This is a genomic window from Bradyrhizobium sp. ISRA464, assembly GCF_029910095.1.
GTDB lineage: Bacteria > Pseudomonadota > Alphaproteobacteria > Rhizobiales > Xanthobacteraceae > Bradyrhizobium.
In genome coordinates, this window is the sequence record NZ_CP094526.1 from 5,960,133 (window position 1) to 5,979,686 (window position 19,554).

The 19,554-nt window shown below is 61.9% G+C and carries 20 protein-coding genes and 3 pseudogenes; 6 read left to right on the top strand and 17 right to left on the bottom strand.

The features are described 5' to 3' along the window. Positions 1 to 69: 69 nt before the first annotated feature. A complete protein-coding gene (locus MTX19_RS27950) occupies positions 70 to 1,836 on the bottom strand; it encodes an adenylate/guanylate cyclase domain-containing protein (protein WP_280980264.1) in 1,767 nt (588 codons plus the stop codon). Positions 1,837 to 1,961: 125 nt separating this feature from the next. Between MTX19_RS27950 and MTX19_RS27955 the strand changes: the two are divergent. The 4 genes and pseudogenes from MTX19_RS27955 (at position 1,962) to MTX19_RS27970 (ending at position 6,391) form a co-directional block, all read left to right on the top strand. Continuing rightward, a pseudogene (locus tag MTX19_RS27955) lies at positions 1,962 to 2,839 on the top strand (dihydroxy-acid dehydratase). A 379-nt stretch (positions 2,840 to 3,218) separates the two neighbouring features. Beyond that, on the top strand, positions 3,219 to 5,246 hold the full coding sequence (gene acs, locus MTX19_RS27960; RefSeq protein ID WP_280980265.1) for an acetate--CoA ligase: 2,028 nt from the start codon (positions 3,219 to 3,221) through the stop codon (positions 5,244 to 5,246). A 54-nt stretch (positions 5,247 to 5,300) separates the two neighbouring features. Continuing rightward, positions 5,301 to 5,558 carry a hypothetical protein gene (locus MTX19_RS27965; RefSeq protein WP_280980266.1) on the top strand — a complete coding sequence of 86 codons (258 nt, stop codon included), beginning with the start codon at positions 5,301 to 5,303 and terminating at the stop codon, positions 5,556 to 5,558. A 117-nt stretch (positions 5,559 to 5,675) separates the two neighbouring features. Further along, positions 5,676 to 6,391: pseudogene (locus MTX19_RS27970) on the top strand (IS5 family transposase). Between the two features lie 19 nt (positions 6,392 to 6,410). On the opposite strand, the gene MTX19_RS27975 reads toward MTX19_RS27970, so the two are convergent. Together MTX19_RS27975 and MTX19_RS27980 are read right to left on the bottom strand one after the other, a co-directional pair. Beyond that, positions 6,411 to 6,566 (bottom strand): hypothetical protein, encoded by a 156-nt coding sequence (locus MTX19_RS27975; protein WP_280980268.1) that lies wholly within the window; start codon positions 6,564 to 6,566, stop codon positions 6,411 to 6,413. Then, the gene (locus tag MTX19_RS27980) at positions 6,563 to 7,786 is read right to left on the bottom strand and encodes an IS701 family transposase (protein WP_280985451.1); all 1,224 of its coding nucleotides are present in this window, start codon (positions 7,784 to 7,786) and stop codon (positions 6,563 to 6,565) included. Before MTX19_RS27980 ends, MTX19_RS27975 begins: the two co-directional genes overlap by 4 nt. A 336-nt stretch (positions 7,787 to 8,122) precedes the next feature. Here MTX19_RS27980 and MTX19_RS27985 point away from each other — a divergent pair, with 336 nt between their 5' ends. Then, a complete protein-coding gene (locus tag MTX19_RS27985) occupies positions 8,123 to 8,902 on the top strand; it encodes a hypothetical protein (protein WP_280980269.1) in 780 nt (259 codons plus the stop codon). Between the two features lie 108 nt (positions 8,903 to 9,010). Here the strand turns inward: MTX19_RS27985 and MTX19_RS27990 are convergent, their stop codons facing one another. From MTX19_RS27990 to MTX19_RS28005, 4 genes and pseudogenes are all read right to left on the bottom strand, one after another. Beyond that, positions 9,011 to 9,235, bottom strand: coding sequence for a hypothetical protein (locus MTX19_RS27990; protein WP_280980270.1), 225 nt, complete (start codon positions 9,233 to 9,235; stop codon positions 9,011 to 9,013). Between the two features lie 366 nt (positions 9,236 to 9,601). Further along, positions 9,602 to 9,795 (bottom strand): annotated as a pseudogene (locus MTX19_RS27995) (DUF190 domain-containing protein); the annotation flags it as partial. Beyond that, positions 9,788 to 9,949, bottom strand: coding sequence for a hypothetical protein (locus MTX19_RS28000; protein ID WP_280980271.1), 162 nt, complete (start codon positions 9,947 to 9,949; stop codon positions 9,788 to 9,790). The pseudogene MTX19_RS27995 and the gene MTX19_RS28000, both read right to left, overlap by 8 nt. Next, positions 9,946 to 10,452, bottom strand: coding sequence for a hypothetical protein (locus MTX19_RS28005; RefSeq protein WP_280980272.1), 507 nt, complete (start codon positions 10,450 to 10,452; stop codon positions 9,946 to 9,948). The genes MTX19_RS28000 and MTX19_RS28005 overlap by 4 nt, the downstream gene beginning before the upstream one ends. 338 nt (positions 10,453 to 10,790) lie before the next feature. On the opposite strand from MTX19_RS28005, the gene MTX19_RS28010 reads away from it, so the two are divergent. Next, positions 10,791 to 11,309: a hypothetical protein gene (locus MTX19_RS28010; protein ID WP_280980273.1), complete on the top strand. Its 519-nt coding sequence runs from the start codon at positions 10,791 to 10,793 to the stop codon at positions 11,307 to 11,309. 33 nt (positions 11,310 to 11,342) lie between these two features. Here the strand turns inward: MTX19_RS28010 and MTX19_RS28015 are convergent, their stop codons facing one another. From MTX19_RS28015 to MTX19_RS28060, 10 genes are all read right to left on the bottom strand, one after another. After that, the gene (locus MTX19_RS28015; protein ID WP_280985569.1) at positions 11,343 to 11,636 is read right to left on the bottom strand and encodes a hypothetical protein; all 294 of its coding nucleotides are present in this window, start codon (positions 11,634 to 11,636) and stop codon (positions 11,343 to 11,345) included. A 146-nt stretch (positions 11,637 to 11,782) separates the two neighbouring features. Continuing rightward, positions 11,783 to 12,133 (bottom strand): hypothetical protein, encoded by a 351-nt coding sequence (locus tag MTX19_RS28020; protein ID WP_280980274.1) that lies wholly within the window; start codon positions 12,131 to 12,133, stop codon positions 11,783 to 11,785. A gap of 878 nt (positions 12,134 to 13,011) precedes the next feature. Continuing rightward, positions 13,012 to 13,995 (bottom strand): dihydroxyacetone kinase subunit DhaK, encoded by a 984-nt coding sequence (gene dhaK, locus MTX19_RS28025; RefSeq protein ID WP_280980275.1) that lies wholly within the window; start codon positions 13,993 to 13,995, stop codon positions 13,012 to 13,014. Between the two features lie 37 nt (positions 13,996 to 14,032). After that, entirely contained in the window at positions 14,033 to 14,446 is a 414-nt protein-coding gene (locus tag MTX19_RS28030; protein WP_280986144.1) for a hypothetical protein, read from the bottom strand. A gap of 1 nt (position 14,447) precedes the next feature. Next, entirely contained in the window at positions 14,448 to 16,067 is a 1,620-nt protein-coding gene (ptsP, locus tag MTX19_RS28035; RefSeq protein WP_280980276.1) for a phosphoenolpyruvate--protein phosphotransferase, read from the bottom strand. Position 16,068: 1 nt separating this feature from the next. Beyond that, on the bottom strand, positions 16,069 to 16,371 hold the full coding sequence (locus MTX19_RS28040; RefSeq protein WP_280980277.1) for an HPr family phosphocarrier protein: 303 nt from the start codon (positions 16,369 to 16,371) through the stop codon (positions 16,069 to 16,071). Between the two features lie 31 nt (positions 16,372 to 16,402). Then, the gene (gene dhaM / locus MTX19_RS28045; RefSeq protein WP_280985571.1) at positions 16,403 to 16,795 is read right to left on the bottom strand and encodes a dihydroxyacetone kinase phosphoryl donor subunit DhaM; all 393 of its coding nucleotides are present in this window, start codon (positions 16,793 to 16,795) and stop codon (positions 16,403 to 16,405) included. After that, positions 16,792 to 17,415, bottom strand: coding sequence for a dihydroxyacetone kinase subunit DhaL (gene dhaL, locus MTX19_RS28050; protein WP_280980278.1), 624 nt, complete (start codon positions 17,413 to 17,415; stop codon positions 16,792 to 16,794). Before dhaL ends, dhaM begins: the two co-directional genes overlap by 4 nt. A 20-nt stretch (positions 17,416 to 17,435) precedes the next feature. Further along, positions 17,436 to 18,461 (bottom strand): ABC transporter ATP-binding protein, encoded by a 1,026-nt coding sequence (locus MTX19_RS28055; RefSeq protein WP_280980279.1) that lies wholly within the window; start codon positions 18,459 to 18,461, stop codon positions 17,436 to 17,438. Further along, the gene (locus MTX19_RS28060) at positions 18,454 to 19,551 is read right to left on the bottom strand and encodes an ABC transporter ATP-binding protein (protein WP_280985572.1); all 1,098 of its coding nucleotides are present in this window, start codon (positions 19,549 to 19,551) and stop codon (positions 18,454 to 18,456) included. The genes MTX19_RS28055 and MTX19_RS28060 overlap by 8 nt, the downstream gene beginning before the upstream one ends. Positions 19,552 to 19,554: the final 3 nt, after the last annotated feature.

Below are 19,554 nucleotides of genomic sequence, written 5' to 3' on the forward strand. Positions count from 1 at the left end.
AGAAGCAGACGTGCGACATTAGTCCGTCACCGCCGGCGGCCGTGATCGCGGCGACGGCGGTGTGTAGGGTCATTCCGGAATTTCCGCGAGCCGAAGGCCTTCGGCCAGCTTGACGCGATGATCAGCGCTTGAGAAGCCCGATGCCAACAATCGGCGGATCGTGAAATTCGGGACGAGCTCCAGCAGACGCCGGGCGCTCGCCCGTGTCTCATCTTGCCGGCCTAGCCGGGCTAATGCCGCGGTTTGCACCGATAGCGGCGGACCGAAGCCCGGGTTGACGCGTGCTGATTGCTTCGCGGCTGCTGCTGCTCGTTCGAAATCGCCGGCAAAGTAGTGCGCGTAGGCCAAACCGTTGTAGGGCAGGTGCAAAGCGAGATCGCGAGGACTAAGACGAATCGCCCGTTCGCCATACTCGACGGCTTTTTCGTAACTTCCGGCCCAGGCGTAGATCATCGAACCAAAACTCAGCGCCATAAAGCAGGACGGTGTCGATCCGATTGCGCGATCAAACGCATCAAACGCAGATTCGTAGTCCTGTTCTTCCGAGCCAATCACGAATGCTGCGGCACCGAGTGTTGTCGCATCATCGCCGGCCCTTGCCAGGGCAATTCGTGCGTGGCGGAGCGCGGCATCTTTTTCCTGCTCCCGGCGGCTACCTCTCTGGTACTGGATATGGTGACAGAGCGCGATTGCCGCGTGGGCAGCGGCATAATCGGGGTCGATCGCGACCGCCCGCTCGAGCAAGGGAAGAGCCCGCGTAGCCGGTTCCGGGTTTCCGCTGAACGCATCGGGAAGCGCGCGAAGATAAAGATCGTAGGCACCGAGATTGTCGGGCCGCTTACGCCGAGCGCGCTCGATCTCGGCCTGACGCAGGCTTGGTTCGATAGCACCAACGACATGCGTCGCTAGTTCATCCTGAAGGACAAACACGTCATTGAGCGCACGGTCATAGCGCTCGGCCCAAATGTGGCCGCCGCTGACGGCGTCAACTAGCTGTCCGGTGATGCGCAACCGATTGCCCGCTTTGCGCACGCTCCCTTCAAGTACATAACGAACCCCAAGTTCTCGACCAACCTGCTTAATGTCTACCGCCTTGCCCCTGTAGGTGAAGCTCGAATTGCGCGCGATAACGAAGAGTGACTTAAATCTTGAGAGTGCCGTGATGATATCCTCGACCATACCGTCTGCAAAATACTCCTGCTCGGGGTCGCCCGACATGTTCTGGAACGGCAGCACCGCAATTGAGGGCTTGTCGGGCAGCGCCAAGGGTTTGGTTGTCTCTGCAGTCGCTCCAGCTGTTGCCGCTGACCTCATGGCTGGCTGGACCGCGCAGAGCCGAACAGGTCGATCAATGTTCTTGAGCGATTTCTCGCCGAGATCGTCGAACCCGAAGCTTGTCTTGCCTCTGACTTGTTCAAAAGCGCTGGCGGATAGGTAAACGCCACCCGGCTCACACTCATTCTCAACGCGTGCCGCGATATTGACGCCGTCACCGAAAATGTCGTCGCCCTCAATGATGACGTCGCCAATATTGATGCCGATGCGGAACGCAATTTTTTGCACGGCATCGCTGTTGCGCTTGGCCATTTTGGTCTGCACTGCCATCGCGCAGGTCACCGCATCAACGGCACTGGCGAACTCTACCAGCAAGCCGTCGCCGGTCGTCTTGACGATACGGCCGTGATGCTCGGCGATTTCGGGGTCGACAACTTCGCGCCGGTGCGCTTTCAATGCAGTCAGTGTCCCGACTTCATCGGCGCCCATCAGGCGGGAGTAGCCTGCGACATCAGCCGCCAGCACCGCTGCCAACCGCCGCTCGACACGTCCGCCGGTCACCAAATTCCTCCAGTTGCCTTTTCTCGTCAGATCAAATCATAGAGTGAGAGCTGGTACCAGCATGGCGGAGGGAACCCGTTGGAGGTCCATCGGCGATCTCCCTTTCAAATGCCGTCGCAGTCGTGATGGCCACTGGAGGATCGACCAACCCGGTTCTCCATTTTCTTGCTATCGCAAGAGCAGCAGGGGTACGCTGGGACATCGACGATTTCGAGCGGGTTGCGCGCCGGACCCGGTGCTGTGTGATCTGAAGCCTTCGGGCCGCTTCGTTGCGGTGGATTTCCACCGCGCCGGGCGCGTCCCGCAAGTCCTGAAGGTGCTGCTTGAGCATGACCGCATCGACGGTGATTGCATGACGATCACCGGTCGCGCGCTGGCTGAGGAATTAGCAGACCTGCCCTCGGAGCCTTCCGGCGATCAAGAAGTAATCCGGCCGTGGTCCAATCCGCTCTACGGGCGTGGTCATTTGTCGATCCTAAAAGGGAATCTTTCGAGCGAGGGGTGCGTTGCAAAGACCTCGGGCATCAAGCAGCCCAAATTCACCGGTCCCGCTCGAGTGTTCGATTCCGAGCAGGCATGCTTGAAGTCGATCCTCTCGAAGAAGATCAAGCCCAGAGACATCGTCGTCATCCGTTACGAAGGTCCAAGAGGTGGCCCAGGCATGCCGGAGATGCTTTCTCCAACCGCGGCGCTCGTCGGCCAGGGCCTACTCGACTCCCTCGCCCTCGTTACCGATGGTCGGTTCTCTGGAGGATCCTGGGGCTGGATCGTTGGCCACGTGGCGCCGGAAGCCTTTGTTGGCGGGACGATCGCCCTCGTGAAAGATGGCGATTTGATCACCCTTGATCGGGACAAGCGCCTCATTGAACTCCACGTTTCAGCCAAGGAACTTGCGGCGCGAAAGAAGAAGTGGAAGGCACCACGACCCCGCTACAGGGACGGGATCCTCGCGGAATATGCCCGCCATGTCTCATCGGCGAGCCTGGGTGCCGTTGCGGATTAGTCCAATCACGGCCCTATTCCCGGTCCCGAACAACACGGGGCGTCGACGTCCTTGGCGATAGATTCATTTGCTGCGCCGCGCCATTCGGAGCGCTGCAGCGCGGCAGGACGCTACCCTCACATGCTGCGAGCACAAACGAACCAAACCTCGCCAACCCGACTGAAACGATTTAAGCTGCCCGTCAGCTTGTAACGCCCAAGGTGGGCGTTCAGCCCTGAATTGCGCTCCCGCCGCACTATAGGGAGTGCCGGATGATCAGATTTCTTCAACATGTCTTGTTCGGCCGGCCTCGCTCTACGAGCGCCGTAAGCGCCGTTTGCGCGAGAGTGCCACGTGGCCTGCACGATCGCGAGGCTACGCGATAGCTTGGAGGCAGCGTATGTCACATCAAACAGCAGAAGTGTCGGAAGCCGAGATCGCGGTCCATTGGCAGGAAGAAAACTATGTCAACGCGCCGGAGAAATTCGTCGCGCAGGCCAACCTGACGGACAAAGCCGTCTTTGACAGATTCAGTCTCGACAACTTTCCGGATTGCTTCAAGGAATACGCCGACCTTCTCGACTGGTACCGGCCCTGGGACGTCACGCTTGACACGAGCAATCCGCCGTTCTGGCGATGGTTTGTCGGCGGCAGGATCAACGCCAGTTACAACTGTGTCGATCGCCATCTCGCCAAATACAAGAACAAGACTGCAATTCACTTCGTTCCTGAGCCGGAGCACGAGCCCATCCAGCACGTCACCTATCAGGAGCTCTACGTACGCGTGAATGAGGTCGCTGCCCTGTTGCAAGACTTCTGCGGTCTGAAGAAGGGTGATCGGGTGACGCTGCACATGCCGATGGTGCCGGAGCTTCCAATTACGATGCTCGCCTGCGCGAGGCTCGGAGTTATTCACTCGCAAGTCTTTAGCGGCTTCAGCGGGAAAGCCACGGCGGACCGCATCGTCGATTCCGAAAGCCGTGTGCTGATCACAATGGACGCCTATTACCGCGGCGGCCAGCTTCTCGATCAAAAGGAGAAAGCGGATGTCGCGGTCAGCGAGGCGGAAAAGGAAGGCGTGAAAGTCGAGAAGGTGCTGGTGTGGCAGAGATACCCAGGGCGGTATTCGAGCAAAACGCCAATGGTCGAGGGTCGCGACTTCATCATGAACGAAGTGTTGTCTGGCTTCCGACGCCGCAGAACCTTGCCGGTACCGATGCTTGCTGAGGACCCGCTGTTTCTGATGTACACGAGCGGCACTACTGGACGACCGAAAGGCTGCCAGCACAGTACCGGCGGGTATCTCGCCTACGTCGCAGGGACGTCGAAATACATTCAGGACATCCATCCGGAGGATGTCTACTGGTGCATGGCCGATATCGGCTGGATCACGGGCCACTCCTATATCGTCTACGGGCCATTGACGTTGGCAGCCTCCTCGGTGGTGTACGAGGGGCTTCCTACGTTTCCGGACGCCGGACGACCCTGGCGCATCGCGGAAGAGCTTGAGGTCAATATCTTTCATACCTCGCCGACCGCCATACGGGCGCTTCGGCGCGCCGGCCCGGATGAGCCGCTGAAGTACGATCACCACTTCAAGCACATGACCACGGTGGGCGAGCCCATCGAACCGGCGGTATGGAAGTGGTACCACGAGGTCGTCGGCAAGGGCGAAGCGGTCATCGTCGATACCTGGTGGCAAACGGAGAACGGTGGTTTTCTGTGCAGCACGGTGCCGGCTCTCCACCCCATGAAGCCGGGAAGCGCGGGGCCAGCGGTGCCTGGCATTCATCCGATCATCTATGACGAAGAGGGCCGCGAAATTCCTTCACGCTCCGGGCGTGCGGGAAACATCTGCATCCAAAACCCCTGGCCCGGCACGTTTCAGACGATCTGGAGGAACTCCGACCGGTACGTCGAACAGTACTACGCGCGCTACTGCAAGGACCGGAAGAGCCGCAACTGGCGCGATTGGCCCTACTTCTGTAACGACGGCGCCTTGCAGGCGGCCGACGGCTACTACCGCATCCTCGGTCGGATCGACGATGTCATCAACGTGGCCGGGCATAGGCTCGGGACCAAGGAGATCGAGTCCGCCAGTCTGCTCGTTGACGAGATCGCCGAAGCGGCAGTGGTCCCCGCCAGAGACGATATCAAGGGCAAGATACCCGACCTCTACGTATCGCTGAAGCCCGGACTCGCTCCAAACGAAGCCATCCGCAAGCGCGTGGAAGACTCGGTAATCCGCGAGATTGGAGCCATTGCGCGTCCGCGCCGTATCGTGATCGTGCCCGACATGCCGAAGACCCGCTCCGGCAAGATCATGCGCCGGGTGCTTGCCTCGATTTCGAACAACGAGGACGCCGGCGACATTTCGACGCTGGCCAATCCCGAGATCGTCGATGAGATTCGCAAGATGAAATCTTAGCCCGAGGTCTTCGCGGGCTCCCTGCGAACGCGTCGGACGGAATAGGGAGGAGCGATGGGAACAGACGAGGTCGTGGAATGCATCCGGCCATTGCTCAAGCGGTTCTCCGAGAATGAAGAGACCGTGCGCCGATTGGTCGCGACGGACGACACCTTCGACGCGCTCTGCCACCAATACCGCTACGTCATCGAGCTTCTGAAAGGCTACGAGGCTGAAGCTGATCGTGAGACGGAAGTCGAGCGGCTGGAGCAGCGCCGGGCGGGGCTGGAAGAAGAACTGCTGACGCGCATTGAGGGATATCAGCCCCACTAGGCAGTGTGGACTCTAAGGATTCCCTTTTGAGAGCAAATCAGATTCAAGGCTGCTTTTGGGGAGGCAGTCTTGGGTGTGATGGATCGTTTGGTGTTGAGCGACGCGGCCTGGGAGCGCATGGCGCCGCTGATCATCGGCCGGCCCGACCAGAAGGGCTCGACCGGGCGAGACAACCGGATGTTCGTGGAAGGTGTGCTTTGGATCGTGCGGACCGGCTCTCCCTGGCGTGATCTTCCGGAGGTGTTCGGGGACTGGAACAGCGTGTTCCGGCGCTTCAGCCGATGGAGCACCAAGGGTGTTTGGTGGCGGATCTTCGAGGCGATGTCCGACGACCCAGACTTCGAATATCTAATCGTCGATTCCACCATCGTCCGGGCGCATCAGCACGCCGCTGGGGCGAAAAAAGGGGGCCTGAAGATCAGGCGCTTGGCCGCTCGCGCGGCGGCCTGAGCACGAAGATCCATATGGCCGTTCGCGGTCTTGGATGTCCTGTCCGGTTCACGCTCACCGCAGGCCAGAAGGGCGATGCACCGCAAGCCGCCGCATTGATCGAGGGACTGCCCGCCGAGGTCGTCATCGCCGACACAGCCTATGACGCCGACCATTTGCGCCAAGACATCGCCGCCAAAAAGGCGCTCGCCGTGATCCCCAACAACCCGTCACGCGCGCTCAAATATCCGCTCGACAAGCATCTCTATGCCCAGCGCCATCTCGTGGAATGCTGCTTCTCCAAACTCAAGCAGTTCCGTCGCGTCGCTACCCGCTTCGAAAAAACCGCCCGAAATTACCGCGCCGTCGTCACTCTCGCCGCCATCGTCCTATGGATGCGATAAGTGTCCACACCGCCTAGCATTACAGTTGTAATTTTTGCTTGAGATGCGCTTTGCGCGCGTTGGCTTGATGAGCCCTGCGCCAGGATGACCATGCGAGGATGTGGGCATGCGGGATGCGCCGCTGGGCGAGCTTCATGGCGATGCGGCGGATTTCCGGGATCGACCAGCGGATCAAGAACGATGCTTCGGTCGGGGCCGCGGTCGCGTTTTTTTAAGCAATGCTCCGGTGTTGGCCCGATGACGGATGACGGCCATCGTGGCGAAGGCAAGCATGACCAGTGAGACATGGCGATGCCAGCCATGCCAGGAGCGGGTTTCGTTGTGATCAAGACCGAGCTCGTTCTTGGCGGTTTCGAAGCTGTCTTCGATGGCCCAGCGATGGCCTTCCACGGATACCAGCTTCTGCATGGACGTGCCCTTGGGGCACCATGTGGAGAAGAAGGCTAAGCTGTTGTCGGCAATATTGCGGCGGATCAGAAGACCTCGGGTCCATTCCCCGGCAAGGTCGTCGTTGTATTCGCCGGCGTCGAGATCGGCCAGCTCAAGATAGGCCCAGTCGTGCCAGCGCGGACCTTTGGTTCCTTCGCCGGACGGCAGGCGGCGCCAGGCCTTCTTGGGAAGGCTCTGCGCGATCGTAGAGGCAGTGCCGGCGACAGGCTGCTGCTTGCCCCAGGAATAGAACACGTGATTGGAAGCAACCCCCAGAACATAGCCTTTGCCCGCCTTGCGCAGCAGGGTTTCGATCGCTCCCGTGCCATACACGCTGTCCGCTGCTACGAACGAGAACGGCACCTTTGCGGCGATCGCGCGAGCGATCATTTGATGCGCGATCCGGGGCTTCGTCGCAAAGCTCACATCGCTCGGGACATGTGCGGCCTTCAGGCGAGCGGGTTCGTCCGTCCATTCCTTTGGCAGGTAGAGCGCCCGATCGATGAAGGCATGGCCATGCCGCGACACATAGGAGGCAAACACTCCGATCTGGCAATTGGTGATCTTGCCCGCCGAGCCAGTGTACTGGCGCGCGACCCCACACGAGGCCTTGCCCTGTTTCAAAAAGCCGGTCTCATCGATGACCAGAACCGCGTCCTCGTCACCCAGCGTTTCCAGCGCGTACTCACGTACAATATCGCGCAGCGCGTCGGCATCCCACTGCCCCCGACCCAGAATCGCCTGCTGGCGCCACGGGCCTGGATCGCCAGCCGCTTCCGCCCGCATCCAACCCGTCTTGCGCGGCTCGTTGCCCAACAGTCCGTCGAGAAATTGCCCCGCCGAGGCCGCGACCCGCTCTTGCGTAAACAGCGGACGGATGCGTTGCTTGGCATCTCGCAACGACGAAGCCCACAGCGTCAGCGTATCCTCAACCGACGCGCCACCAATCATCAGATCCCGAATCATGGTCGCCCATAGATTCAGAACCTTCAGGAAGATGCAACTGTAATGCTAGCGCGAACCCCGCGAAGCGCGGAGCCGCGATGCGGTCGCAGACGGAGAGAACCGAGTCCGGCCGGCATCGCGCGGAGATGGTTTGTGCGCTGTGTCCGGTCCGTGAGTGCAGGCGCGGTCGTCGGCTAACGCATTCCCGCCCCACGTCAGAAATTTGCTGCGCTCACGTCAGTCGCTTGTTGGCAGCACGGTATTGGACTATAAATGTTGATGGGCGGAGGAGTCCGCCTTATACGCCCGGAGGGCTAATGACTCCTGTCGATGCGTCGCGCTCGATAGGAGGAGGCCATGGCCCCACACGATCACAGCGAAAGTTTAGCGGACATCGAGTTTTGGCTCCCGCGACTGCCAGGCGGATTGCCTGTCAATTTCGACTACCGGGCAATAAAGTCCGAGGTGGATGCCAAAAAGCTGATTCTGGAGCTACCGGGTTGCGACCGGGGGCGCGCCGCCGTCGAACTCTATCGACACCGTGAGCTGATCGGCAACGCCGCCGCCTACCGCGGCATCATGGTTGCCTGGGATCATAATCATCGCGATATCATCGAGGCGTTTGGCTCTCCCGACCGGTTCGTTGCCGCGCTCCGAGACGTTGCACCTCCGATCGAGCCATGCTCGTCAGAACCGATCGATGCCTGGCGCGGAGCACTCTTGCAGAGGGATGAATCGCTCAGGCGCTCCATCGGTCCCACCTGGACCCACAGCCGCGAAGTCGCTTGTTGGTTCGCACTGCACGACTACGTGGCGCAATTGCAGCCTTCGCTCACTCCAGTTGTCCTGCGCACAAGGATCGATCGATCGTTGATCGTCGCAGAGCACAATGACCGCACCGAGCAGGAGTTGATTGTGGACGCGCGACGACTGCTCACGGCTACCAACGCAGTCAGGCTGGACGGAATCGACACATGGCTCAGTAAAGTTCGACATCGAATCGCCGACTTATGCCCCGATGGCAAAGCGTTTGATCGCTTGCTTGCCGATTGGCGACGCGCATCCGCCCGTTACGAACGCTCGAATAGCCTCCTAACGTCTACTGTGGAGTATCGCCAATATCGGCGCACTGCTTAATGCCAACCGGCTCTTGCCGCGCTCGTCTGTGGCCACGGTTATTCGGGTCGATGCGGCTGACAACTCTCAGCATGGAGGTTGATTCCCCGGTTGCGGCCTCGCAATACCTCAGTGCCCCTTCATCTCAAGATGGGCACGGGGCAACAGCCATCCCATGATCTTCTCGTACGGATCGCGACGACAGTGGGCAAATGCATTCTTGTTCTGCTGCGCCGCGGTCTTGGCGAAGGCGGAGATCTCCGCGATGGACCCGCGCTTGTCCGTGGGAATCCTCGTCCATTGGCGAATGATCTTTCGGCGCGCTTCGCGTTGTACCTTCATGACCTCGGGCATATGCGGGACTCCTCTTTTGCCTCCTGGTGGATTCTTACCTCATCGTTCTGACGGCAAGGACAACATTCGGATAATTCTACTCCCGTGTTGGGGGCGCTGCCACTGGCTTGCATCAGTCTCGTGGTTGCCCGAGCGAGCCACAAAGGATCAGCTCAATCCGTCTTCGGACGAACGTGGCCGGAAACCTGGGACGAGCAATAATCCCTCTTTGATCAGCGATGGCGCGTTGCGTGAGCTTGTTTGCCCAGCAGCTGCTGTCTGCGCAGAAGTCATTCCCCGTCGATCCATCATTTTCAAGAAAGTGGCGTGGCCTTGATAGCGTCGGCCACTACCCTGCTTTCCGAACTGGTCCGACAAGGTCGGACATCACGTCGCCGGCGAGCATGCAAGCTCAGGCGGTCGCGACCGGATCATCTCGGACCCATATTGCAGAACCTGCACCTTCTCGAGGGTCACGAGGCCGCTAGTCATCATCTGGTCGAGAACAGGAAGTAAAGAAACTTGCCGATCTTTTCCTGTGTGTCCACGATCTCGACGACAAGCGGAAGATCCTCAGCTAGCGGCGACGGCGCTGTTGCCAGGCTGCGGCATAGCGCGGGCGATTATCTCGGCCACGGCGGCCGGAATGCGATCCTTATTCTTCGGATCGAGAACCCAACCGTCGATGCACGTGACGATTTGATGCGGCTGCCAGCCGGGAGGCGCTGCCTTCATGTGCGCGGCACCTCAATCTCAATTGTGCGCGCTTCCGCGCTGCGGTCGAGCACGGTGAAGTTGGCTTCGCGGAGCACCGGATTGATGTGAGGCACGGGCTTCGGCTCATCGACCGCGTCAAGATCGACAACATCAGGCGCTTGAGGATTGAAGTCGCCACCGCGCGAGCCGCGGAGCTGGGCGCGGCGCGGATCGGTCACGGCGACCGCGATGCCTTTGTCCAAGGCACGGCGCGCCGTAGCGACCGGCATGGTCGCATCCTCCCACTGACCGGCGAACCGCTTACGACCGGCTTGGTCGCGAAACCACACCGATTTGAGCATGAACACAGCCATCGTCGGCGCGGACGGTTCTGTCACGCCGATGGTCGCAGCCTTCGGTTTCGGTGCCGGGATCGGCGCGGTCCCATCGCGGATAGCGAATACCGCAGCGCGCAGCTCCTGCAACGAGAAAGCGGCTGCCACCTCAACCTGCGAAGAAACGTTGGCAACGAAGGTCGCCATCTGCCGGCAAGCCTAGAGACCGCGAGCCGATTTGCGAAGGCTAGGGCTGTGGCGCGCGCCACGCGCCGAAGCGGTTGTTGTGGCGAGCGCCAAACGGGCGGGCCGCGCCTCTCGTCCGTGAAATTCCTCGGCAGGCCCTTCTTCCGATATCCGTTCTGGAGGTGTATGGTTAAGTGTTTACTTTTTGGGAGCTGCCAGGGGCGTGCCGAAGTCCCAATCATTTGCGGCAGCGTCAGAGCCACCGGCGGGCACTGAGCCTCAATAGACCAAATCATTTTTGCGGTCCTACTGCACTCTCTCTATCGTGTGTTCTGGCACACTCATTTCAGGAGACATCTATGCACAAGCGCATCATTGTTACTATTGCCTGTTCCACCATCGGCTTATTCTGCGCAACTGGATTTGCGCTGGCGGAAACGGTCGGCCGCTATGAATGCAGCGTCATCGGCCTCGCAAGCCAAGACCCCATCGGTGACACGGATGGTCATCGGCTCGCCAGTTCTCAATATGCTTGTTTCGGTGTTGAAGGTTTGCTGAAGGGCGCGCTGTACACATCGTCTTCCACCACCGAGTGGGACGGTCCTCATGGAACATTTGTTGCTGGAGGCGGGATTGTCCGCGCGCCAGGCGGACTTGCGGTTACTCAACTCACCGAAGGTGTAGCATCCGTTGCCGTGAAGGACGGCAAGCCTGCTGGTACCGAAGCCTCTGGAAAAGCGGTGTTTAAGTTCGCTTCCGGTGCATTTGCCCAACTCTCAGGAAAGGTCGTCAAATGGGAAGCCAAACCAGCAGGCTTTAATCGGTTTAGTCTCGAAGTTACGACTGACGAAGAAGTAACTGCTGCCCGCAAGGAATAACAACCCACGGCGCAATCACGGCCCTGAGCCACGCTAGGCGGCATCTGGTGGCGCTTCGGAGCTATCGGATGCCGCGCTTTCCGGCACCGGAAGCAGCTCAATTGGCTGTGCCCAGTTTTGATACTTTTTTGCCCTCTCCTCGGCGTGTGCCCGCACCTCCGGGCCACGGCGCCGGTCGATGCGCGCTTGTTCGAGATCGTCAAGCAATTCCAACAGGCCGACGAACCAGCGGTTAGCGAACTTGATCCCAAGCCGGCGCTTCGTTCCGGCGGTCAGATCACACTGCTTTGCGGATTTTTTCGTCGCTGCACTCAGCGATGTCGGCACCCTGCTCCAACGTCAACAGCTCGCCCCGCAGAATACGAGTGACTACACTGCTTTCGGTTTCGAGCTGCCGCAGACGGTCTGCAAGACCGCCCAGTTCGCCGTGAGCCGGTCAAGCTCGGCGGCCAGCGATTTCGGATCGTCGGTCATTACTCGGCCCCTTCGGCCAACAAGGCCAAGCACTGCTCTTGCGTCCACTCGCCAGGCCCCTCGAAGTTGCGCATGGCAAGCCGAAAATGTTGGTCGTAACGCAAGGAGGCCCGCAGATCGTCCTCGCGACGCGAGCGCGCATCGGCGCGCATGGCCGTGTCCAACTCAATCAGGATGGCCATCAACCGGCGTGCCTCCCGGCGCCGAGCTTCGAGGTCCGGCAGGCGGTCGAGGCCCTTGCAGGCGATGTCGAACTGTTCAAAGAGCGCATCCAACCGAGCCTGAGCAGGCGCAACGGCACAGTTATTGCGCCCGAGGTGCCGATCAACCGCCTCCAGGATCGTCTTCACCGTAGCCTACGTGAACTCGTTAACTTTTGGATCTGACCGTCAAGAGAAACATCGCCGTGTGTACGGGTCATCACGACGAATCCTTACTTCGGACGATCGTCGGAGCGGGGTGCTTTTGGCATCGCGGAGCTAGGTAGAGAGTCTTCTGACCTAAGGATTTGAAATGGTCTCAGCTTCGCCGTCGAGTCCTTGAAATGGAAACGGACGCGATTGAGGTTACGCGAAAGCGGGACAAATGCGCGGTCCCTCCAGCTCAAGCAAACATTATCGAGTCGTCCAGCCTGCACGGAGGAGCAACGCCGGGACCTGATCCGCACGCTTCTACACTGCGCACGGCGTCTGTTGCCGCAAGGATTCGACTACCACGAGTCGGAACTATTCGACGCGGTGCGCCGGGCGCCAGCCGACGAGACACCAACTGGACACCGTTCACCCGCATTTAGTTAAGTAATTGAAACTCTGGCGCTGGGGAATCGAACCCCTGTTTCAGCGTTGAGAGGGCCGAGGCCGAACCAGCACTCGGTTGCTCGGCTCGCCTGCGCCACTTTTCAGCGGAATTGCCGCCGGCGCGCTTGGAAATTTTCGCAATCTAAATTTTCGCAATCTTAGGTGACGTTTTCGCAGCTTTTGCCGGACTGTCCAGCAGCTGCCGGTCATGAACCGTCGGAAGAATTTGGTGGGCGTCGTTGTTCTTGGCGCCAGGATCCGATCGATCAGCACGTCCGTAAACATCCGGCTGATCGGATATTCATCATATATCCAGTTCCGCCGTGCAGCTGTGCGCCAAGAACAAGCATTCGGAGCGGGGGTGAGCCGTCACCGAGCCGATCCTCCGCCGGCACCTCGAATCGACGATCGTCTACCTCTCACTTTCACAATCACCATTTCAGTGCGGCTGTGCGCACGGGGGCATCCCACAGCGGTGATGTTTCGGCATCGAGCAGGCTCACGGTGAGCGAGCAGCCGGCCATGTCGAGCGAGGTGACGTAGCTGCCGACCAGCGACCGGGCAATGCGCAGGCCGCGCTGCTCAAGCATCCGCCTCGCCGCATTGTACACCAGATAGAGTTCGATCGTCGGCGTGCCGCCGAAACCGTTGACCAGCAGCAGGGCTTCGGAGCCTGTACGCGCAGCCAGATCGTCTGCGATGGCGGAGGTCATCTCGGCGGCGATCGCATCGGCCCGCTCGAGCTTGACACGGCGGCGTCCCGGCTCGCCGTGAATGCCGACGCCCATCTCCATCTCATCCTCGCCAAGCACAAAGGTCGGCGTGCCGGCGGCAGGGACCGTGCAGCTCGTCAGCGCCACCCCCATCGAGCGCGTCCGAGCGTTGACGCGCTCGCCGAGCGCAACGCAGCCCTCAAGGTCAGCGCCCTTCTCGGCGGCTGCTCCGACGATCTTCTCAACGATCAACGTGCCGGCCACGCCTCGGCGCCCAATGCTGTGGGTCGAATTCTCGACCGCAACGTCATCATCGGTCACGATGGTGGCCATGCGGCCCTCGGCGATCTCAGCCGCCATCTCGAAGTTCATGCGGTCGCCCGCATAATTCTTCACGATGAACAGGACGCCGGCGTCGCCTGCGACCGCCTGGGCCGCTTCGACGATCTGGTCCGGCGTCGGCGAGGTGAACACCTGCCCGGGACAGGCGGCGTCGAGCATGCCGTAGCCGACGAAGCCCGCATGCAACGGCTCATGTCCGCTGCCGCCGCCCGACACGAGCGCGACTTTCTTCGGGCTCAGCTCACGGCGGCGCACGAACTTCCGCTCCGCGCCGAGCACGACCAGATCGGCATGCGCAGCCGCAAAGCCATCGAGGCTCTCGCTCAGGACGTTGTCGACCGCATTGATGAACTTCTTCATTGTGTCCTCCCCGCTTCCTCGGTTTGGCGTTTCTTGCCTATTTTTCCCGCATGATGGCAATCAGGCGCCGCGTGAATTCCTGCAGTAGCGCGTCGAGCTCGGCATTGCGCTTGGCACTGCCGAGATCCGGCAGATGCAGCGTGAGCGTCCGCTCATGCGATCCTTCGCTCAGCCGGCCGACGCGGCGCGGGTGCGCGCGCGCATAGGCGCGCAAAAAGGCAGTCTTCGCCTGCGGCGGGAAGTGGCAGACATCGAAGATCGTGTTGAGATGCTGCACCGGTATCGGCACCGGATAGGCCGGATTGCTGATCTGGCTGACGAAGCTGCGGTTCTTGCCCATGGCATGGGCCAGGCGCAGCCGCATGCCGGACGGGCGGCTCTCAAGCACCTCCTTGAAGATGCGCTTGTAGACCGCAACCGCGCCAGCTTCAGGTGTTTCATCGGCCGCCATCTCAGCCAAGGCCACCTCCGCCGCTCAGCCGGTCGATCGCCTGCTTGATCTGCGCTAGTGCCGATGCATTGACGGACAATTCGCGCAGGCCGCAGTTCAGCAGAGCGGGAAGGCAGCGCGGATCACCTGCCATGTCGCCGCACAGGCTGACGCTGATGCCGGCGCGTCTGCCATGCTCCGCGGTCCGCGCGATCAGTTCAAGCACTGCCGGATGCAGCGGATCCATCAAGGAGGCGAGAGCTCCGTTGGAACGATCGCAGGCGAGGACATATTGCGCGAGATCGTTCGAGCCGATCGAGAGGAAGGACGCCTTGAAGCTCGAGACCGCCAGGGCGGCCGCTGGAACCTCAACCATGATTCCGAGCTCCGGGAGCATCGCGGTAATGCCGTCGGCTTGCAAGCCTTGCACGATGTCGGCGAACAGCTTCCGGCCCACCTCGAGTTCGTCCGCCGACGTAACCATCGGGAACATGACCTTGAGATTGCCGCGCACCGCGGCGCGTGCCAGCGCGCGGAGTTGGACGGCAAAAATCTCAGGCCGGGCGAGGCAAAGCCGCAAGCCGCGCACGCCGAGGAACGGATTGGCCTCGCCATCCAGTGTGAAGCCGGGCACCGGCTTGTCGCCGCCCGCATCGAACGTGCGAATGGTGACGGGCCGCTGGCCGGCCCAGCGCAACACCGCGTCATAGGCCTGGAATTGGGTCTCCTCATCCGGCAGGTCGCTCCGCCCGGCGAGCAGGAATTCAGTCCGCATCAGGCCGATGCCATCGGCATATTGCGCATCCGCATGATCGAGGTCGTCGACGCGCTGGATATTGATCAAGAGCTTTATATGTTCGCCGCGCCAGGAGGCCGTCGGCCGCCGCAGGATCGCGCGAGCGGATGCCCTGCTCCTGCGATGGCTCTCGCGCCGCTTTTCGAAGATGCGCACCTGCTCGGCGCTGGGATCGAGTTCGAGCGTCGCGCCTTCGCCGTCGAGCAGCGCGGTGGCGCCGGCATCCGGAATGGCGCCGAGTTGCACGACCATCGGGATGCCGCGCGCACGCGCCAGCATCGCGACGTGGCTCGTCGGACTGCCGTGCAGCAGCGCCAGGCCGCCGCCGCCGGACCAATCGATCTCCAGGAAGCGCGACGGCGGCAGGTCGTCGGCACAGACGACGCCTCCGCTCGGAATCTTCAGCGGCTCGCTCTCGTCGCCGCGTAGGATGTGGATCACGCGGTCGCGCAGGTCCGCAAGGTCCGACGAGCGGGCCTGCAGATACTCATCCGCCGCCGAACTGTACTCCGCGATCTGCGCGTCGAGCGTCGAACGCCATGCGACGTCGGCCGGACGCCCCTCGCCGATCGACGCGAAGATCGCCTCGATCAGATCCTCATCCTCCAGCAACGCGACCTGAAACTCGAGGATTTGCGCGGCTTCACCACCGGCGCTGGCGGCAAGATCGGCGATCTGCCTGCTTGCCACGTCGATGGCATTGCGCAAAGCGAGCGCCTCCTCGACCAGCGTGCCGGCAACCCGCTCGCCGCCCGCGCCCGCGTCGACCCGGACCAGCGGACCATGGGCAAAGCCGATCGAGGCGGTCCTGCCCCGGTAAGCCAGTCCTGCAGCGCCGCCCTGCATGCTAGCCTGCTCCATCCGGAAAGTCGGTCGCGATCAGATCGACCAGCGCGGCGACAGCGGCCTCGGCGTCGCTGCCCAACGCCTTGATCTCGATCGTGCTGCCGTGCGCGGCGCGCATCGCCATGATCTTGGCCACGCTCTTGGCATTGATCCATTCGGGCGCACCCGCGACCCGCACAGAGATCTGAGCCTGGAACTTCTTGGCGAGCTTGGTCAACTTGACCGCCGGGCGAGCGTGCATGCCTACCGCGTGCACCAGCCGTACACTGCCGGTGAAGATCTGTCCGTCCGCTTTATCGAGCATGCTCATCATCCATCATCGCTTCGCCGACATCTCAGTCGGCAGAGAGTTCCTCGGCCACGGCCTTGACCTGGGCCAGGGTGCTGCCGCCCGCCGCCTCGGTCGCCGCCATCACGGCACCCTCGACGATCGGTGCGTTGCAGACGACAACGAGATCGCGCCGCGCAGGCTCCAGCATCTCGACCGCCATTTCGCTGTTCGTCTCGGCGCCCCCGAGGTCGACGAGGACGGCGACGCCCTTTGACGACCAGGCGTCATTGATGGCGTCGATGATCAGCGGCACGCTGGTGCCCAGCCCCCCGTCGGGATTGCCGCCGCAAAACGCCACCTTGACCTCGTTGCCGACCATCTGCCGCACCATGTCCGCGGTTCCCTTGGCTATGTCTCTGGAATGCGAGACGATCACGATCCCAACAGTCTCGGTCATTGCCTCGCCTCCAGACCCGCGCACACCGCCTGCACCAGAACGCAGCTCGACCGTGCGCCGGGATCGACATGTCCGACACTGCGCGCCCCGAGGAACGATGCGCGTCCCTTGGTGGCCTGCATCGGCGCGGTCCGTTCGGCCGCCTCAGAGGCGGTCGTGCGCACCCGCGCGATCAGATCCGGTTGACCGGCGGCGGCCTTCAATGTTTCGAGCACGGGAACCAACACATCGAGCATCGTCTTCTCGCCGGCCTGCGAGCGGCCGCGCGCGCTCACCGCGTTGACGGCGCTGCCGAAGACCTCAGCGAGATCGTCGGGCAGACGCTTGTCGTGCGAAAGTGCTTCGCCCGCGGCGAGAAAGAAGCTGCCATAGAGTGGCCCCGAGGCGCCGCCGACCGTCATTACCAGGGTCTTGCCGATCATCTTCAGCGCCTCGTCGAGCGACTGCGCCGAGATGGTATCGAGCTTGCCGAGCACGGCTTCGAAGCCGCGCTTCATGTTGGTGCCGTGGTCGCCGTCGCCGATCGCCTGGTCCAGGCTCGTGAGCTCCGGCGCGCTGGCGATGACCTGCTCTGCGGCCGCCTTGACCAACGACTTGAATGTCTCGGGTTGCACCGACATCGTCCGAACCTTTCACTCCTCTAATGACACACCGCGGGGATGCGCTGCCCTGCACGGTCGAAACACAGCGGCCGCACCAGATGCAGTTCGATCTCCTGGCCCGCCTGCAGCGGCTGATGCGGATCCGCGAGCGTCACCAGCGTCTCGCCCTTATAGTCCAGGTGAACGTGATTCTGCTCGCCGAGGTGCTCGACGCGATGCACGCGGCCGACCATCTGGCCGCCATTGCGCGCGGCGAGCCGAAGATGCTCGGTGCGGATGCCGACCGTCTCCGTTCCGGGCGGCACTGCCACGTCGGCAAGCAGGCGGGCGGGAAGGAAGTTGATCTGAGGCATCCCGAGCCGCGAAGCGACGTAGCTGCTGGAGGGGCTTTCGTAGATTTCCCTGGGCGTGCCGAGTTGAAGCAACTGACCGTCCCTGATCACGCCGATCTTTGATGCCATCGTCATTGCCTCGACCTGATCGTGGGTGACATAGAGGATGGTTGCGCCCAGCTCGATCTGGATCCGCTTGAGCTCGAGCCGAAGCTCGGAGCGGAGTTTTGCGTCCAGCGACGACAGCGGCTCGTCCATCAAATAGATCGAGGGATCGCGGACCAGCGCGCGGCCGATCGCTACCCGCTGCATCTCGCCGCCGGAAAGGCGCGTGGCCCGGTTATTCAGCTTGCTGGCGATATGCAACAGCTCCGCCGTCTGTTCGACGCGCTTGCGGATAATCGGCTCGGCCACGCGGCGCGCGGGCGAGCGCAGCGGAAAGGCTAGATTGTCATAGACCGTCAAATGTGGATACAGCGAATACTGCTGAAACACGAATGCGATATCCCGCGAGCCCGGCGGATCGTGCGTCACGTCGCGCCCGTCGATCATGACGGAGCCGGCATCCGGGCTCTCGAGCCCGGCGATTAGCCGTAGCGTGGTGGTCTTGCCGGCGCCGCTCGGCCCGAGCAGAACGATGAACTCGCCGTCGTTCACCACGAGCGAGAGATCGCGCACCGCCTCCACCGCGCCGAAGCGCTTGCTGATGTTGCGTAGGGTGACGTCAGCCATGGCGCGCGCCCTCCTCCCTGGCGGTCCGGATCGCAAGGCCGCTGCCGATGTCGAACAGCGCAAGCCGCTCGGAGCGGAATTCGAGACCGATAGTCTCACCGATCCGCACTGACGCGCTGGAGGGCAGCCGCGCCGCGACCCGCCCATACGCCGTGTCGACGGTGACGATCTGCGTGGTGCCGAGATATTCCGCCCCGAACACTTCGCCGCGGACGGCGCCCGCGTCGGCGAAGCGGATGTGCTCCGGCCGGACCCCGAGCGCCAGCGGCGCGCTTGCGCGGTCCTCGCGGATCTCGGGCACCGCGATCGTGGTGTCGTGGAGGCTGACCGCCTGATCGCCGGATCGCAGGCCGCTCTCGAAGCGCAGGAAGTTCATCGGCGGCGAGCCGATGAAGTCGGCGACGAACATGCTTGCGGGCCGGTCATAGACCTCTTGCGGCGTTCCGATCTGCTCGATGCGGCCCTTGTTCATGATGGCGATCTGGTCCGCCATCGACATCGCCTCGAGCTGGTCGTGCGTGACATAAACCGTAGTCGCCTTGATGCGATCGTGCAGCTCGCGCAGCTCGCCGCACATCAAATGCCGAAACTCGGCGTCGAGCGCGCCTAGCGGCTCGTCCATCAGGAAGGCCTTCGGCCGCCGCACCATGGCACGCCCGAGCGCGACGCGCTGCCGGTCACCCCCCGAGAGCTTCGAGGTCTTGCTCGACAACAGATGCTCGATCCGCAACATCCGCGCGGTCTCCTGCACCCGCTGTCGGATCTCGCCCCGGCTCATGCCCTGGCACTTCAGAGGGAAGCCGATGTTCTGCCCGACATTCATGTGGGGATAGAGCGCGAAAAGCTGGAACACAAAAGCGATGTCGCGGGCGGCGGCGCGGTGGAACGTGACGTCCTCGCCATCGAGCAGGATCTTGCCTTCGGTAGACAGCTCCAGACCGGCAATCACGCGCAAGGTGGTGGTCTTGCCACAGCCGGAGGGTCCGAGCATCGCGAAGAAGCTGCCGTCGTCGATGGTGAAGGTCGAGCCTTCCACCGCCGTGAACTGATCGAACGATTTGCGTAGGTTTTCGATGCGGATCTGTGCCATGGT